Raw genomic sequence first — 13139 nt, 5'->3', positions numbered from 1 at the left:
AACCCAATTCACATGGTGAATTATTTTAAAAAGTTATGCTGTTTTTTGTGGATTTTACCAGTACTTTATGGTTGTAAGGATATTAAAACTAGTGGTTCAAAATTAGAAGTTCCCCAAGCAAACTATTTGCAGAACCGTACACCATTGGCTGCAATGCCATATCTTGAACTTCCCTTAGGAGCCATTAAACCGAAAAGTTGGCTAAAAGAGCAACTACGAAGGATGGCGGATGGCATGACAGGGCATTTGGACGAAATTTATCCCCAAGTTTTAGGTCCCAGCAACGGATGGTTAGGGGGTGATGGCGACGGTTGGGAACGTGGACCATATTGGATTGACGGTCTTTTACCTTTGGCATATATTTTAAATGATGCCAATTTGAAAGCAAAGGTTTCCCCTTGGGTTGAGTGGACGTTGACCCATCAAACCGAAGATGGCTATCTCGGCCCAGTTCCATTTAACACGGAACCAGAAATTATACATGGAGTACAACGTTCGATGCGAAAGGATTGGTGGCCTAAAATGGTTATGCTAAAGGTTTTACAGCAGCATTACAACGCAACTGCGGATGAACGTGTAATAAATGTACTTACAAAGTATTTTAGGCATCAATTAAAAGAGCTCCCAAATCGACCGCTTGATGACCTTACATTTTGGGCCAATAGAAGGGGAGCTGATAATTTACAAGTGGTATACTGGCTCTACAACATTACTGGAGATACTTTTTTGCTTGATTTAGGTGAGATTATTCATGAACAGACGTATCCATGGTCGACTGTTTTTTTGAATGAGCCAAACGAAGTTGATTCCGTCATGCCTTACGGTTATTTTAATATGAAAAAATACCCCTTCGATTCTGTAGAGATAAAAAATACCTCTCTTTCGCAAATAGGGAGTATTCATACGGTAAACTTTGCGCAGGGACTTAAACAGCCCGGCATACGGTATCAAAAGGAACCAAATCAAAAGTATATCGATGCGATTAAAAAGGCGCTACAAGACATTAAAAAGTACCATGGACAGCCACAGGGAATGTATGGTGGTGATGAACCTTTACATGGGACCGATCCAGTACAGGGAGTGGAATTTTGTTCTATTTCTGAAGAAATGTTTTCATTGGAAACACTCTTAAAAATTACAGGGGATACAGAGTTTGCTGACGTACTGGAGCGTATTGTCTATAATGCACTTCCGGCACAGGCTTCTGATGATTTTTCGGCACGTCAGTATTTTCAGGCTGCCAATCAAGTAGAACTTTCAGACCGATTGGAAACCTCGTTCGAGACCAAAAACCATAAAGGTACCGATTTTGTGTTCGGTGTGTTGACGGGTTACCCGTGCTGCACTACCAACATGCACCAATCATGGCCCAAATATGTTCAGAACCTTTTTTATTCCACCTCAGATGCAGGCGTTGCGGCCCTATTATATGCTCCTAGCGAGGTTGATATGAAGGTTGCCGATAATGTAGCCTTGACCATCACAGAAACCACAGGTTTCCCATTTGAAGAAAATATCAATTTTAATTTTGAACTTTCAGAATCAGCTACTTTTCCCTTTCATCTCCGTATCCCTTCATGGGCCAAAAATCCATTGGTTAAAGTTAATGGACAAGTAGTAGAGGGTAGGGTGGACAAACAGGTTTTCATCATAAATAGGAGGTGGAATGACGGAGATGAGGTTATCCTTACGCTACCTATGCATATCAAATCATCTAAATGGCATAAAGGTGCGATAAGTATAGAGAGGGGGCCTTTGGTTTATGCCCTGAAGTTGGAAGGTTATGAAAAGGTAAAAAACAGGAATGACGGTTTTGGGAAATTCACGGAAATTTCGACCAATGATGATTGGAATTTTGCATTATTAAAATCGGAATTAAATAAGTTACCTGTTTCCGCTCAGGTAATCCAGAAACCGTGGGACGGGAGCTATCCTTGGAATTTGGAAAACGCACCTATTGAAATAAAGATCAAAGCAACTAAATTTCCAGAATGGAAGCTGGTCAATGGCGCCCCGGTTTTTCCAGATTCTTTCGGTTCGATAGCAAAACAAAATTCAAGGTCCTTAGAATTGGAAGAGATTACTTTGGTGCCTTATGGTTGCACTACTTTACGTATAACCGAATTTCCACAAATGGATCGCTAATTCGGAATAAGATTTAAGACTGAATAAATTAGGGAATAAGTAAGTTTTCTTCCTTAAAAAGCCAAGGTTTTTTAGGTATCGGGGCTGGGGGTCTGAACCTTTTGCGCTGAGGTCAATGAAAGTCAATTACTTGCTGAAATTCACAATCGATGTTGACGTTTTGTGAACTCCTATGAACGGAATGAAATTTCCTTTCGCATTATAAAAGATAAAAATTATTACCTAGAAAATTTAATTACAAAAACCCTTATGAATTCCTAAAATATAAGTGTGTTGCACTCGTGCCCTGAGTGGATAAGCCGGATGGTTGAGACCACTAAAAAAAGAAAATTTGAACCACCCAATATTTTGATTTAGTTATTTGAAAATCAGTTTTTTTGTGTTAGTTTAGAGGGTGCTCAATTTATTCCGGCGAGTGTGGTATATTATGTCCGGCGTTTCCACCACAGCTCATTTTTTGAAACATCTCTATACGTGCGGATTCCATCCAACGCAGGTAAACTGTATTGTTCACATGCTGAGCCGCATCCATATCACCCCATTGTACCGGTAACTCCAAAGTTTTGTAACTATCAGGAATATTATCTTTCATATAATCGTTTATTTGAACTTTGAGTTTATCTTACTTTTTCGAAATCTATATATAAGAAATACTATCAATACTACTACTAAAATTGAAACCAAAAAGCCATTATATCCGTGCAAGCTAGTCATCCTAAATATAGAATATAAACTGAGCCAAACGGCGAAGCCATAATGATTCATCTCATATATTTCGAACTCATTTTATCGTTTATTTATACTTTATTTGTTTTACCTATTTCCTATTATAAATATAGATTTCATTATTTGATATATGTAAAAACAACTTATCATCCTTTAATTCAAATGTATAAGTATCATTTTCATTATATGCGTTTCCTTCATCGTAGTTAATAGTAATTTCATTACCACTAACTACATACCAGCCATTACCACCATCGTTTGGAAAACAACCAAATTGCGGATCTACATTAACTATGTAATTTATTACTCGTTCATCTGCATCTAATAGCAAATAGGTGTCCGCTTGACATCTATTAAGGTCTTGTTCAACATCATCAATTATAATTGAATGCAAAAGCCACCATCCGACAACATCTACGTTAACCTCCAAAGGGATTTCAGTCTCCTTTTCACAGGCAATAAAAAGAAAAGCACTTAAAGCAACTACCAATATTTTTTTCATCTTTTAATTGAACTTTCTTACAAATTTATGATTGAAATTATAGGATACCATAAATGGGTTATCTACCTTCTTTTTCATTATTATACTTTGCAATGTCCTTTTTAGCCCTCCTCCCATGCTTAATAGCATAAAAAAGACCAATGACAATAACTAAAATAAAAAGCCAGTTTCCAGTCATCGTTTTAATAAACTTTTTTGTTATTCTAAACTATTAGTGTTTGGAAGTCTAAAAATCCAAACGCCAATTACTATTATTAGTGAATAGATTAATGGCCAAACCGTTTGATCCGTCCAACGTGTAATAAATCCTTCATCAACAATATAGAAAGTAATCCAAACGGATAAAAAAGAATAGATTGAAAGTATTAATTTCCTTCTCCAAATTGGCATGAAGGGTTTAAAACTTTTCTGTATTAATCCAAAAACAATCATCGCAGGAATTGAAAACAAGGAACCAACCAAAAACATTAAAATGATGATCTCATAAGATGAGAATATCTCAGAAAGGCTCGATTGGTTAATTATAATTCCCAAAACAAGTGCCAACATCAGTGGAGAGATTATAATTGTTAGAATCCATATTTGAGCTACATATTTCACTAATAATTCGAATCGATTATTTGAACTTATAATTTGATTCCTTGCTTTTATTAGTCAGGCTTTTTAAATAAGTTCCCTTAGTTTATTAATTGATTTAGTTCATCAATTAATTCCACAATATTCTCCTCGATAATAGTCCACATTATTTCATAATCAATTCCAAAGTATTCATGAATTATTCGATTCCTAAATCCTATTATCCTTAGCCATTCAATTTGTGGATGTATAATTTTGAAGTCTGGATTTACCCTGTTGGCCGCTTCTCCAATGATTTCAAAGTTACGTGCGACTGCGTCGATTACCATTTCATTTTCCAAGAATGTACTGTAATCAAGATTTGAAGTATATTTCAGGATTTTCTCTGCTGCGTCAAGCATATCCATTAGTAAAAGGTCGTTATCTCTTTTAGACATAAATCAAATCTTCTTCAATGGATTGAAGGTATCTTTTTTTGATTCCTTTTCTAGAAACAAGGTCAACTTTTAATTCAATCAATTTTTCCAGCTCATTAGCCAAATCGATAAATCGAACCCCAATTTTATCATTAAACTCAACTATGATATCTAAATCACTATTTTCTTTTCCCTCATTTCTGGCAAATGACCCGAATATGGCCAAAGATTTAATCGGATAAGAATAGAATAGCCTACTCTTATTCCTTTCTAATGTTGATTTAATCTCACTTAATGATTTCATATTGCTAATTTAATCAAAAATCCTCCCAATGTTTAATAATCAAATTGGAGTGGTATTTATAATCGATTAATTAAACTTTATTAAATCTCTTCTTACAACAGCTTGATAGAAATGTACGCCTCCTTCAAAATTACCTATTGCTACTCCTCCCAATGGTTCCCAATAATCGTTTAGATGTCTTACCATCTCTTTCTCCAAAGAATCACTACTTGATGCATATAAAATTTTATAGGCCATATCACATTTTTAGAATTTTATCTCTGTCACACGTCTACCGTGTTTTATCAAAAGCTATTTGAAATTTTCATTTTCCAGTTTTACAGCATCAAACCAAAAGTTTGCCACGCTATTTAATAAATATTCAGCATCGTACTCATTTTCGCCAATAGCTATTATATTATACAGCTTTATGGGAAAAGATGCTGGCAAGGTTCCTCCATATTTCTTTTGGATCCTGGGTATAAGTATGGAGTCTGTTTTATGTTTAGAGTGATTACATATTAGTCGGATTAATCTTAATTGATGATTAATGTTTAAACTTAATTTGGTTTCATCTAAAATAAACCCGTTTTTTCCTTTCATTATTGCAAGTTTTTCTTCAGCAATTTGAGTTAAACTTGTTTTAGTATTCTTACTATTGACAATCCATTCAGGAATAGCATTCAATGTCATTAAACAGTCAAGTAGTTCATAAATATTATTATCTTTTTTGTATCTGTCCAAATTATATTTAAGCTTTCCCATTAGGCCTATGTAATCAGTTATTTGTGGTAGCATGTTATGTCTATTTGTAATTTCAATCCTCTTTCATCAAATTAGATAGAAATACCTTTAATTCCTGATAAACATCATTATATAATATTTCAAATTCCTCATACAATTCCAAGGGATTTTTATTTTTAATATCACCTCTTGAGTTCATGACACTTAGTAGTGTCTTAGGTGCCGCTGTGTCTTTAGAAAAATAAAAGCCAAAATTTTCTACTTCATTAGTGTGGGCAAACGAGTTCCTAATAGAACCCATTTTTTGTAATTTTTCTAATACTTTTCTATCAACACCTATTGCATTTAGGACTTTGAGTTTTCCTCCGAAATGAATCACAGAGGAATTAAGCATTACTGCAGCAAAAACTATAACATTGTCAGGTCGGAAGTAACCTAGCAAAATGCTACTGATTATATTCTCAATAGTAATTGAAGAGTTAATTATTTTACCCTGAAGAATTGCAAATTCTTTTGTTTCTTCCATGACTCAAAATATTCTATATTAACTCGGTGGATTAATCAAATTTTGTAAAAAAGTGAGTGCATAACCTACTATAAGTCCTAGCAGGAAAGTAAATGTTGAACCATCAATTTTACCACTAAAAGTAAGCCAAGCTGCAGACCCAACAATTAGTCCAACAATCAAGAATGCGAAAATTGCCATTTTCAAACTAAACCCCAAACTTGTTTTCTTAATCGCTAACCAATTTTCCGCTGTTTCCTTAATTAAGGAAATCATATTCTCTGCATTTTCCGAGAGAAGATTTATCGGATTGTTTTTGTATTCCAAATCATTTTCTAAATTCCTTACAGTAGCTCTTAAATCATATATAAGTTTGGTTTTTTCGATATCTGAAAGATTTTCTATATCATTTTGATTGATGTTCTTTCTACTTATGTCCTTATACTTCTTTTCTGTTTTTCCCATCAAGTTCAAATTTTCTAATTCTATATTTACGATAAAGTCTTTTATGTTTTGTACTGCCTTAATTGGCCTGAAAGTCCACGAAACCGCAAATATTTGTAATATGTTGCTCTCGAAATATCCAATCTCTCGCAGATTTCTGAAACTGTGAGTTTACCCTCTATAAAGTATTCCTCACAAAGTACAGCTTTTTGTTGATTTTTCTTACTTATCCCTTTAGGTGCACCCAAAACCTTACCCCGGCGTTTGGCTGATTCCAAACCGGCCTTAGTCCGTTCAATGATTATATCACGTTCCAGTTGTGCCAAAGCTGCAAAGATGTTTATGATGAATTCTGATTGGGAAGACTTTTTGGTAGTATCGATAAAGGATTCTGTAATACTTCGAAACTTTACACCCTTTTCATCGAGTTCTTGCATCAGCTTTGTGAAATGAATCAGGCTTCTCGCCAACCGGTCCAGTTTCCAAACCACAATCGTGTCCCCTTCTCGAACATAGTCCAGCAGCTTGGCCAGACTTTTCCGTTCTTCCTTGGTGCTCGAAACTTTATCTGTATAAATATTCTTTTGGGCAATTCCTTCTTTGAGAAGGGCATCCAATTGTAAATCCAGACTTTGTTCTGCAGTACTTACCCCGGGCATATCCAAAAACCATGGCTAAAGTTTAATTATATGTGAAAAATTAAACTAATTAATTAGTACGATAAAATGAACTTTTTAAAAATAATAAACATTGAACATCCTATAAGTTTAATAAAACGGTGAGTTTTGTAAACTCCCAGTTTTATAGAAAATGCCAATAAAGAAACCTCTCAAAAGAACCAAGAAAAGGGACACTATGGAAAAAGAAAACTGTTTTTCCGAATGATTCCGAAAACGGCCATTTTCAAGGTCCGAGAATTATAGTATCCTCAAAGGAGATAGATAAGAGATGTCTTTATAAATAGCTCCAAGTACTCAAAAGTTTTAAAATGAATCTTTAGATATTTACGAACTCTTATTGTTTGATTAAGTCACTTAACCTTTCGTTAATCTTTTTGATTTTTCATTGATCCTTTAGTACTAACATTTCCGCTAGTTTAGCCTTCAAGTTGAGATAGACTATTTAATTGTAGCATACTATCAATAATTACAATTAAATGACCGCCCAGCCTTAGTCGGTCATTTACATTAAACAATCGACAAAAAACTAATTCCTAAAATGACCGAACCACTACTTTTATTCTTCCGTTATATGCGAAAGACTCAGAATGATTTAAGCATCTTTACTGTGTTATTGTTTATGGTTGCCTTTGCTCATGGGCAGACTCCTACCGATGCTTTAATGATGCCATCAAAGAATGCATGTGTTCTTTTAAGTTATGACTACGGTCATTTTGATAGGTATTGGGAAGGCGATAATTTAAGGAAAAATGAAACCATTGCCACAGTAAACCGTACAACAATATTACCAATGGCGGCCATAGGCATCCTCGATGAACTGAATCTTTATATTGGGCTTCCTTACGTTAAGACAAAATCATCCGAACCCAATGGGGGCAAATTTGAAGGAGCAAAAGGTTTTCAAGATTTTATGGTCGCTTTAAAATATAAGGCCCTAGAAAAATCGATCGGCTCAGGTCAATTATCCCTTTTTTCAACTGTAGGGTATTCAATGCCGGCCACCAATTATTTATCAGATTATATGCCTTACAGCTTGGGCTTTGGAGCTCCAGAATTTTCCCTTCGCGGCATTGCACAGTACCAACTCAACAATGGTTTCTATGTGCGTGGTATGGCAGGCCATTTATGGCGAGGCTATACCGAAGCCGAACGTGATTATTATTATAATGACGGCAGTTATTATACAGCGTTCATGGACGTTCCGAATGCATGGAACTTTGAGGTGGTTCTCGGTAAATGGTTACTGAACAATGCATTAAAGCTAGAACTGAATTATACAGGTTTAAAATCGACAAGTGGTGACAATATTAGGGCTTACAATGCAGCCCAGCCCACTAACAAGGTGCAATTCGATAGGCTTGGGGTCTCCCTACAATATTATTCACCCTCACTTAAAGGTCTGGGAATAGTAGGGTATTATACTAATGTAGTGAACGGTTTAAATACAGCGAAGATTAGTAATGTAGGTTTAGGATTGACCTATCAATTTAATTTTATCAAAAACACTAACAACGAAGAAGATGCTCAATAAACTAGTTATACCCTTTATTTTTATTTGTGGCGTGGTTGCATTCGTTTCATGCGAAAAGGATCTTCCCACCTACCTCGAATATAAAGACTATGCCTATTCAAGTGCCGATGAAAATGGCGGCACTTGGAAACCGATTTTAATCGATGAAGGTGCCGCAATAAACATAGGAGCACCAGAGGACATCTCATCACAAAGCTATCAGGCAGAAATTTCGTCATTAAAAGCGTCCATGAATGAAATAAACACCTCACAAAGAAAAGCCATAGCTTACTGGGGCAATAATGCCGTTGTAAGATGGAATGAAATAGCTTTAGAACTTATTGCGAAGTATAACTTGATTCCTGGTCCAAATGATGACGGTTCATACACGCTTCCCAACCCAAATAACCCAGACGGACCTCCCGCTTTTCCTTTTGCACATCCACCCTATGCCTCAAGGGCGTTGGCCTATCTTTCTGTAGCGCAGTTCGATGGATTGATTACCGCTTGGCATTATAAATATTTGTATAACAGGGCCGCTCCTTACCAACAGGATGTTTCCATCACCTATGCTTATGAACCGAACGATATTCCTTCCTATCCATCTGACGGTGCCGTTTTGGCTAGAGTGTCCAATAAAGTCCTTTCGGCAATGTTTCCTTTGGAAAAGGAATATTTACAAAAAATGGAAGATGAACATTTAGAAAGTCTTTTACTTTCCGGAGGAAATGTCCCCAGTGATATTGTCACGGGCACTACCATAGGCGACGAAATCTCCGAAATAGCCTTAGCACGGGCGGCGACCGATGGCATGAAAAATGCGCAAACACCTAAAGCCGTTTCCGATTCTATAAAAGCTGCAGCCTTTGAACGATTTGGGTGGCAGTGGGATAACCTTGAAATCCCAGTACGCCCTGTTGGACTCACCCCATTGTTCGGGAAAGTAAGGATGTGGAATGTTGCCAATGTTGAAGATGTACGTCCCATTCCACCACCAGCTTTGGATTCGGAAGAATTCAAAAATGACGTCGAAATTTTAAAAAATTATGCGGACAACATGACGGAAGAATACAGGGCCATTGCCAATTTCTGGCAGGATGGATTGGGCACCTATACGCCTCCGGGACATTGGAACCGTTTTGCGAATGAGTTTATGGTAGAAAACAAAATGAACCCATTACGATCGGCCAGGACAATGGCCTATTTGAACATGGCGGTTATGGATGCGGGCATTAGCTGTTGGGATGCCAAATATTACTATCACTATCCCAGGCCCATACAGATGATAGAAGGTTTCAAGACCATAGCCGGCACCCCGAATTTTCCGAGCTATACATCTGGCCATAGTGTTTTCTCTGCAGCGGCATCAGAGGTTCTGGCATATATATTTCCGGAAAAAGCAACCTTGGTTCGAGGTTGGGCCGAGGAAGCGGCCATTTCAAGGGTATATGGTGGAATCCACTGGACGTTTGACGCAACCGTAGGGACGGATCAAGGTCGGGATGTTGCCAAATACACTATTGATGTAGCTAAATTGGACGGAGCTAATTAGATACACTTTGAATTCTTATAAAACAATTTAGAGAAGAATACTATTACTATTGGAAACCGTATTCAGTATTTCAAAAAAAAAATAAGTGCAACTGTGACGTTAAGAAAAGAAACTCCATTATTATTTTTTGCATTACTTTTTATCCAACTACAAGTAGTTGCCCAAATTACGGTAACAGGTAACGTTATTGAAGAAGGAAATAACGAGCCGCTTATGGGGGCACAAATTGTGCTGGATAATGGAAGTGGGGCTATAACGGATAGAAATGGCCTCTTTTCGATTGATTTAAAGTCCGGTATTTATTCCGGAACGGTCAACTTTTTGGGCTATGAAAAAAAGGAAATCACCATTAATACACAAAATCCAGACCTAGGTACTATCACGCTACAATTGAGCAGTACCACTTTAGACGAGGTCATTGTAAGTGCCTCTCCAAAAAGTTTTAAAGATGAATTCAAAGGAAGTAACTTTCGCATTACTCCAATTGCACTTAAAAACAGTAACCCTCTCAGTACTGAAGAAGTGCTTAGAACGGTTCCAGGGGTAAATATCGTTGGGGATATGGGGCTATCTAACCGTCCCAACATCAGTATCAGGGGTTCTTGGGGCAGGCGTTCTAAAAAAGTGTTGCTCATGGAAGACGGCACACCGTCAGCTCCAGCACCCTATATTGCTCCAGGTGCCTACTACAATCCGGTAAGCGACCGTATTACCGCCATAGAAGTATATAAAGGAGCCGATATGCTCCGATATGGTCCAAACAATATGTACGGTGCCATCAACTATATTACCGCCTTGCCTCCTCAGAAGCCTAAGTTAAGAGTAAAATTGATCGGTGGGCAACGCAATTACAGAACAGGTTTGATTTCATATGGTGGCACCTGGAACAATCTTGGTGCATTGGTAGAAGGCGTGTATAAGAAATTTGATGGGTTTACGGATAATTCCTCCGTTGAAGTATTGAACTTGAACGCCAAAGTATTTGCCAAACTCTCCGATAGCCAATCGCTTTATTTTAAGGTTAGCGGTCAATCGGAAGACAATCAGGCCTCTTTAAGCTCACAAACACCCTTTACGTTTGACACGGATCCTACCCAAAACCCGTTAGATGCTGATCAGTTTACCATGAGAAGGTATGGGTTGGATATTATTCACAAATGGTTACCCTCAAAAAAGTTGAGCTTTACTTCAAAAGTATATGCAAGTGACTTTGAACGTGATTGGTGGCGACAAACTACCGCTAAAATCAAAGCCTCCGAAGTGAGAAATTATGTTGGCGATGCCATTTTTAACGACCGATACAGCTATTTGAATGGTCGAATCTTTGGGGAGGAAGATTATGTGATTGTTGGCAGAATTAACAATGGAAGGGAAAGTACTACGGACAGCCGTTGGACCTACACCGTATCGGGCCTGAAGGAAACCCTGGACTATGATTGGAACGCCTTTGAAAAAGAACAGCATTTAGAAGCTAGTTTTAATCTGCACCGCGAAACTTTCAAGGACCGTTTTCTAGTAGCCGACAGTAGCCGTTGGGCAAGAAGTGGTCGTGCGACCACCGATTTATGGTATCGACTTTGGTCTGCCAACGGATTTGTACGGAACGAATTCAATATTGGGAAATGGGGCATAACCCCAATTCTCCGTTTTGAACATGTGGATATGTACCGCCAAGATTTAATTGCAGTGGCACAAAATCCTAATATCAATAGTACTGAAGAAGGTAGGGAACCAAACGTATATACCCAATTCCTACCTGGAATTACGTTGGATTATCAAACAAACTATGGGGAATTCTACGGGAGTATTTATGAAGGAATGGTTGCCCCCTCTAAAGTTTTCGGATTTTTGGTGGAACAAAATGGTATTGTTACCAATCCACTTGCTGGGCAAAGCATTAATATTGACCCGGAATTGAGTTGGAACAGGGAAATTGGATGGCGCGGAAATGTGTTCGATAATCGCCTAGATGCCCAACTAACATACTTTAATAACACCAGCCGTAATTTCTACGCCGGCGGACGAAATGAAGTCTTTCAGGAATTGGGAAAGATAAATGTACAAGGCCTTGAAGTTGCTTTGGGTGTTGAACTATTGAACAAAAACCAACATCAGTTAAGACTTGTAGGCAATCTTAATCTCATGCGCTCAAAAATATTGGCCGGTAAGTTGGAGGATAAAGACCTCTTCTCGCAGGTAATCCACAGTTCGGCCACCCAAAACGAATATATCAATATCGTCAATACCAATAGGGAAGCTTATGAAGTATATGTTTCAGACGGTATAGGCGGTGAAACTTTGTTAACGGACCAGACCATTGAACCATCCACTTTCCAAAACATTACCAAAAGCGTCATCCAATTTGGTAAGCAGGGACTGGTTGATGCAGAGGCTCCCTATACGCCAAGGAGTACCGCAAATATTGGATTCAATTACGATTATAAACAATTATCATTAGGGGTAAGTGGAAATTTTGTGAGTAGTCAATTTACCGAGTTTCACAATTTCAACAACGAATCGGCAGATGGTGCTATCGGAAAATTACCAGCCTACCATACGTTTGATGCTTTTGTAAACTATGACTTTGTTATTGGTGATGATGTTCACATGAACGCTTTTGTCAATGGTAAGAATATTACCAATGAAATCTATAGGGCTTCACGTTTGAACAGGGCCACTTCCGGTATATTTGGTGGGGGTTTTCGTCAACTCATTTTTGGGATTAACATAACGATTTAGAAAAAGAAATATACAAATCCTATATTCAGAATTATAGTGCCGGAATTAATTTTTAGCATTTGGTTCCAATTTGGATATTTCTAAAGTAGCGGATTCGATTATCTTTTTCAGTTGTTGTTTCTTCTGTCTACAGCTAGCCGTTTTAAGTTCAAATTTAATCCTCTTGATCAATCGCTGGCAATATTCCTTCCTTGTTCTAATCGGTAATTGTGATATAGCACAGGCATAAATGTCGTCTAAATCACCCAATGGACTACAACTGGACGCTTTAACCCTAAAAAGACGTAGTTTTTTGATCATTTAAACATCTATTTGTA

The 13139-nt window shown here is 37.4% G+C and carries 14 protein-coding genes; 4 read left to right on the top strand and 10 right to left on the bottom strand.

Annotation, left to right across the window (positions count from 1 at the left end; all coding sequences use genetic code 11):
* Positions 1-12: 12 nt before the first annotated feature.
* On the top strand, positions 13-2145 hold the full coding sequence (locus CJ263_RS01500; protein ID WP_094995643.1) for a beta-L-arabinofuranosidase domain-containing protein: 2133 nt from the start codon (positions 13-15) through the stop codon (positions 2143-2145).
* Positions 2146-2548: 403 nt separating this feature from the next.
* Here CJ263_RS01500 and CJ263_RS01495 read toward each other — a convergent pair whose 3' ends face one another.
* The 9 genes from CJ263_RS01495 to CJ263_RS01450 all read right to left on the bottom strand — a co-directional run bounded on the left by CJ263_RS01495 (position 2549) and on the right by CJ263_RS01450 (position 7000).
* Entirely contained in the window at positions 2549-2737 is a 189-nt protein-coding gene (locus tag CJ263_RS01495) for an acyl-CoA thioesterase (RefSeq protein ID WP_233726879.1), read from the bottom strand.
* Positions 2738-2962: 225 nt separating this feature from the next.
* Complete coding sequence (locus CJ263_RS01490) at positions 2963-3373, bottom strand: lipocalin-like domain-containing protein (RefSeq protein WP_094995642.1); 411 nt, start codon at positions 3371-3373, stop codon at positions 2963-2965.
* A 677-nt stretch (positions 3374-4050) separates the two neighbouring features.
* Positions 4051-4386 (bottom strand): HepT-like ribonuclease domain-containing protein, encoded by a 336-nt coding sequence (locus CJ263_RS01480; RefSeq protein ID WP_094995640.1) that lies wholly within the window; start codon positions 4384-4386, stop codon positions 4051-4053.
* Positions 4379-4669 carry a nucleotidyltransferase family protein gene (locus CJ263_RS01475; RefSeq protein WP_094995639.1) on the bottom strand — a complete coding sequence of 97 codons (291 nt, stop codon included), beginning with the start codon at positions 4667-4669 and terminating at the stop codon, positions 4379-4381. The genes CJ263_RS01480 and CJ263_RS01475 overlap by 8 nt, the downstream gene beginning before the upstream one ends.
* Before the next feature lie 66 nt (positions 4670-4735).
* Positions 4736-4906, bottom strand: coding sequence for a DUF1737 domain-containing protein (locus CJ263_RS01470; protein ID WP_094995638.1), 171 nt, complete (start codon positions 4904-4906; stop codon positions 4736-4738).
* 54 nt (positions 4907-4960) lie between these two features.
* A complete protein-coding gene (locus CJ263_RS01465) occupies positions 4961-5446 on the bottom strand; it encodes a hypothetical protein (RefSeq protein ID WP_094995637.1) in 486 nt (161 codons plus the stop codon).
* A gap of 19 nt (positions 5447-5465) precedes the next feature.
* Positions 5466-5918 (bottom strand): hypothetical protein, encoded by a 453-nt coding sequence (locus CJ263_RS01460; protein WP_094995636.1) that lies wholly within the window; start codon positions 5916-5918, stop codon positions 5466-5468.
* An 18-nt stretch (positions 5919-5936) separates the two neighbouring features.
* Entirely contained in the window at positions 5937-6362 is a 426-nt protein-coding gene (locus tag CJ263_RS01455) for a hypothetical protein (RefSeq protein ID WP_094995635.1), read from the bottom strand.
* A 41-nt stretch (positions 6363-6403) separates the two neighbouring features.
* Positions 6404-7000, bottom strand: a complete 597-nt coding sequence (locus CJ263_RS01450; RefSeq protein WP_094995634.1) for a recombinase family protein — start codon at positions 6998-7000, stop codon at positions 6404-6406.
* Between the two features lie 559 nt (positions 7001-7559).
* Here CJ263_RS01450 and CJ263_RS01445 point away from each other — a divergent pair.
* The 3 genes from CJ263_RS01445 to CJ263_RS01435 all read left to right on the top strand — a co-directional run bounded on the left by CJ263_RS01445 (position 7560) and on the right by CJ263_RS01435 (position 12822).
* Positions 7560-8552 (top strand): transporter, encoded by a 993-nt coding sequence (locus CJ263_RS01445; RefSeq protein ID WP_094995633.1) that lies wholly within the window; start codon positions 7560-7562, stop codon positions 8550-8552.
* On the top strand, positions 8542-10083 hold the full coding sequence (locus CJ263_RS01440; RefSeq protein WP_094995632.1) for a phosphatase PAP2 family protein: 1542 nt from the start codon (positions 8542-8544) through the stop codon (positions 10081-10083). The genes CJ263_RS01445 and CJ263_RS01440 overlap by 11 nt, the downstream gene beginning before the upstream one ends.
* Positions 10084-10176: 93 nt before the next feature.
* The gene (locus CJ263_RS01435; RefSeq protein WP_094995631.1) at positions 10177-12822 is read left to right on the top strand and encodes a TonB-dependent receptor; all 2646 of its coding nucleotides are present in this window, start codon (positions 10177-10179) and stop codon (positions 12820-12822) included.
* A gap of 45 nt (positions 12823-12867) precedes the next feature.
* Here CJ263_RS01435 and CJ263_RS01430 read toward each other — a convergent pair whose 3' ends face one another.
* Positions 12868-13122, bottom strand: a complete 255-nt coding sequence (locus CJ263_RS01430) for a hypothetical protein (protein WP_094995630.1) — start codon at positions 13120-13122, stop codon at positions 12868-12870.
* Positions 13123-13139: the final 17 nt, after the last annotated feature.

Source organism: Maribacter cobaltidurans (assembly GCF_002269385.1).
GTDB classification, from domain to species: Bacteria; Bacteroidota; Bacteroidia; order Flavobacteriales; family Flavobacteriaceae; genus Maribacter; species Maribacter cobaltidurans.
The sequence above is the reverse complement of the archived record's forward strand: the minus strand, read 5'-3'. Positions and strand labels throughout refer to the sequence as shown.

Coding starts and splice junctions, on each gene's coding strand:
- CJ263_RS01480 (WP_094995640.1), bottom strand. CDS start 4,386: ATGTCTAAAAGAGATAACGACCTTTTACTAATGGATATGCTTGACGCA.
- CJ263_RS01440 (WP_094995632.1), top strand. CDS start 8,542: ATGCTCAATAAACTAGTTATACCCTTTATTTTTATTTGTGGCGTGGTT.
- CJ263_RS01490 (WP_094995642.1), bottom strand. CDS start 3,373: ATGAAAAAAATATTGGTAGTTGCTTTAAGTGCTTTTCTTTTTATTGCC.
- CJ263_RS01500 (WP_094995643.1), top strand. CDS start 13: ATGGTGAATTATTTTAAAAAGTTATGCTGTTTTTTGTGGATTTTACCA.
- CJ263_RS01465 (WP_094995637.1), bottom strand. CDS start 5,446: ATGCTACCACAAATAACTGATTACATAGGCCTAATGGGAAAGCTTAAA.
- CJ263_RS01445 (WP_094995633.1), top strand. CDS start 7,560: ATGACCGAACCACTACTTTTATTCTTCCGTTATATGCGAAAGACTCAG.
- CJ263_RS01455 (WP_094995635.1), bottom strand. CDS start 6,362: ATGGGAAAAACAGAAAAGAAGTATAAGGACATAAGTAGAAAGAACATC.
- CJ263_RS01470 (WP_094995638.1), bottom strand. CDS start 4,906: ATGGCCTATAAAATTTTATATGCATCAAGTAGTGATTCTTTGGAGAAA.
- CJ263_RS01475 (WP_094995639.1), bottom strand. CDS start 4,669: ATGAAATCATTAAGTGAGATTAAATCAACATTAGAAAGGAATAAGAGT.
- CJ263_RS01460 (WP_094995636.1), bottom strand. CDS start 5,918: ATGGAAGAAACAAAAGAATTTGCAATTCTTCAGGGTAAAATAATTAAC.
- CJ263_RS01495 (WP_233726879.1), bottom strand. CDS start 2,737: ATGAAAGATAATATTCCTGATAGTTACAAAACTTTGGAGTTACCGGTA.
- CJ263_RS01450 (WP_094995634.1), bottom strand. CDS start 7,000: ATGCCCGGGGTAAGTACTGCAGAACAAAGTCTGGATTTACAATTGGAT.
- CJ263_RS01430 (WP_094995630.1), bottom strand. CDS start 13,122: ATGATCAAAAAACTACGTCTTTTTAGGGTTAAAGCGTCCAGTTGTAGT.